The sequence below is a fragment of the Pengzhenrongella sp. genome (assembly GCF_036565025.1).
Taxonomy (GTDB): Bacteria; Actinomycetota; Actinomycetes; order Actinomycetales; family Cellulomonadaceae; genus Pengzhenrongella.
In genome coordinates, this window is sequence record NZ_DATCNW010000143.1 from 1 (window position 1) to 2,918 (window position 2,918).

Consider the following 2,918-nt stretch of genomic DNA (forward strand, 5'->3'; position numbering starts at 1 on the left):
ACACCGATGTCGTCCCGGTCGACGGCCAGGTCTGGGCGACGGACCCGTTCACCCCGGAGGTCCGTGACGGCCGGCTGTACGGCCGCGGAACCTGCGACATGAAGAGCTACCTCGGGGTGATCCTGGCCGCACTACCCGACCTTGTCCGGGCGCCCCTGCGGGAGCCGGTGCACCTGCTGCTGTCCTACGACGAGGAGGTCGGCTGCGGTGGCGGCGCCGCGCTGGCCCGGGACCTGGCCGGACTGGGGATCCATCCGCGGATCTGCTTCGTCGGCGAACCGACCAGCATGCGCGTGACGACCGCGCACAAGTCGATCACCCCCATGGAGCTGACGGTGCACGGGGTTGCCGCGCACTCCTCGCTGACCCCGCGCGGCGTCAACGCCATCGAGTACGCCGCGCGGGCCATCGTGTTCATCCGATCCCTCGCCGAGGAGTTCCGCGACCAGGGCCCGTACGACGGCGCCTACGCCGTCCCCTACTCGACGGCGAGCGTCAACGTCGTCGCGGGTGGCATCGCGGGAAACACCGTCGCTGACCTGTGCCTCGTCCAATTCGAGTTCCGCACGATCGCGTCGGTCGACCCACGCGCGGTCCGGTCCCGCATCCAGGCGCACTGCGACGAGCTTCAGGAGGAGATGGCGCGCGAGGACCCCCGGGCGCGCATCGAGCTGCGCACGGTCGCGATGGTTCCCGGCCTCGACACCACGGCGCAGAGCCCGGCCGCGCTGCTCGGGGCCAGGCTCGGCGGCATTCCCTCGGCGGACAAGGTCACCTACGGGACCGAGGCCGGGCTGTTCCAGGCGGCCGGCATCGAGACCGTCGTGTGCGGGCCCGGCGACATCGAGCAGGCTCACTCGCCGGACGAGTTCGTCGAGCTCGACCAGATCAGGGCCTGCGAGGCCTTCCTCGGCGAGCTCGTGCGCCACCTCGCCGCGCCGCCGTCGGCCGCGGGCGGAGCCACCCGATGACCTCCGCCGCCCTGGACGTGGCGCAGGTCACGCCCGAGCAGCGTCGCCGCGCCACGAAGGCGGTCGTCGCCTCGTCGGTCGGCAACGCGCTCGAGTGGTTCGACATCATCGTCTACGCGTCGTTCGCGGTGGTGATCAGCAAGCTGTTCTTCCCGGAGGGGAAGGGGGTCAGCGGGCTGCTGCTGACGTTCGGCACGTTCGCGCTGTCGTACCTGATCCGCCCGCTCGGTGCCATGGTGATCGGCAGCTACAGCGACCGGGCGGGCCGCAAGAACGCCCTGACGCTCACGATCGCACTGATGACCGTCGGCACCGCGATGATGGCGTTCGCGCCGACCGCCGCGTCGGTCGGCACCTGGGCGGGGCTGATCATCCTGGCCTCGCGGCTGCTGCAGGGCTTCTCGGCCGGCGGCGAGTTCGGCACCTCGACGGCGTTCCTCATCGAGCACGCGTCCGACCGCAAGGCGTTCTACTCGAGCTGGCAGGTCGCGACCCAGGGCGTCGCGATGTTCCTCGCGTCCGCCTTCGGGTTCGGGCTGAACACGTTCCTGTCCCAGGACTCCCTCGAGTCCTGGGGCTGGCGCGTCCCGTTCGTGTTCGGCATGCTGATCGGCCCGGTGGGCCTGTACATCCGGCTGAAGATCGACGAGACCCCGGAGTTCGCCGCCACCGAGACGATCAAGTCGCCGGTGCTGACGACGTTCGCCCACCACCTCGAACGGGTGCTGACCGCCGCGGCGACCGTGGGCTTCGCGTCGATCTCGGTGTACCTCATCCTGTTCATGCCGACGTTCGCGGTCACGAACCTGCACCTGCCCGCCTATGCCGGCTACCTCGGCGGCATCATCAGCGGGCTGGTGTCCCTGGTCGGCGCCCCCTACGTGGGCAAGCTCGCGGACCGGGTCGGCTGCGTACGCGTGATGACCGTCGCCGCCGTCGTCGCGATCGTCGTGGGGTGGCCGTTGTTCGAGCTCCTGGTCGCCAGCCCGAGCGTGCTCACCCTGACCGCGGTCGAGGTCGTCCTCGGCGTCGTGCTGACGCTGTACTTCGCGCCGCTGCCGGCCCTGCTCGCCCAGCTGTTCCCGACCGCGATCCGGTCCACCGGGATGTCCGTCTCCTACAACATCGGCGTGACCATCTTCGGCGGCTTCGCCCCGCTGATCCTCACCTGGCTGATCGCGAGCACGGGGTCGCTGCTCGCCCCGAGCTACTACTACGTGGCCGTCGCGATCGTTTCCCTGGTCGGGCTCACCCTGGCGCGCAGACGGCAGGGGCTGCAGTAGATCGGCGATGGTCCTGTTTGGGAGTTGCCCGTGCACGTGGGGCGGTGAGCCGGCGCATGAGCCGAGGCAGTGGGCCGAGGCAGTGAGCCGAGGCATGAGCCGACGCAGTGAGCCGACGCGGTGAGCCGACGCGGTGAGCCCGAGAAGTCGACCGCAGTAATTGACTGCAGTAATTGGCCGCGAGAAGTGCCCCGGCCGCACGCACGATAGGCGCGACCGGAATTATTGCACCTGATCTCGGGCGCTCCGTTCTCGCCGCCCCTTCGAAACTGACTTCTCCTGTTACCAGGACACTTTTCGTTCGAGCGATTTTCCGTTGCGGTCGGTGAACGCCCAACCCCCGCCGATCTTCCAGCGGATTTCGATGCCGTTGTTGTGTACCACGGTGTGGTGGTAGTAGCACAGCAGCACTCCGGCGGTGACGTCGGTGTCACCGTGATCTCTGCACCAGTGCTTGGAATGATGGACTTCGCACAGCGGTGGTGGTGCGCCGCAGGTGGGGTACTGGCAGTGCTTGTCGCGGGCGATGACCGCGCGGCGCAGGTGGGCCGGGTAGATCCGCTTGGTGCGCCCGACGTTGAGGATCTGGGAGTCGGGCCCGAAGACCATGCGGGTGATCTCCCCGTCGCAGGCGAGGCGCTGCAGGACCTTCCACGGGACGGGC

2 protein-coding genes and 1 pseudogene are annotated in these 2,918 nt (G+C 69.1%); 2 read left to right on the forward strand and 1 reads right to left on the reverse strand.

The features are described from left to right. Together argE and VIM26_RS08335 are read left to right on the forward strand one after the other, a co-directional pair. Positions 1-971, forward strand: a 971-nt coding sequence (gene argE, locus VIM26_RS08330; protein WP_331950052.1) for an acetylornithine deacetylase, incomplete at its 5' end; no start/stop codon positions are given. After that, entirely contained in the window at positions 968-2,254 is a 1,287-nt protein-coding gene (locus tag VIM26_RS08335; protein ID WP_331950054.1) for an MFS transporter, read from the forward strand. The genes argE and VIM26_RS08335, both read left to right, overlap by 4 nt. A 282-nt stretch (positions 2,255-2,536) precedes the next feature. Here the strand turns inward: VIM26_RS08335 and VIM26_RS08340 are convergent. After that, positions 2,537-2,918: pseudogene (locus VIM26_RS08340) on the reverse strand (HNH endonuclease); the annotation flags it as partial.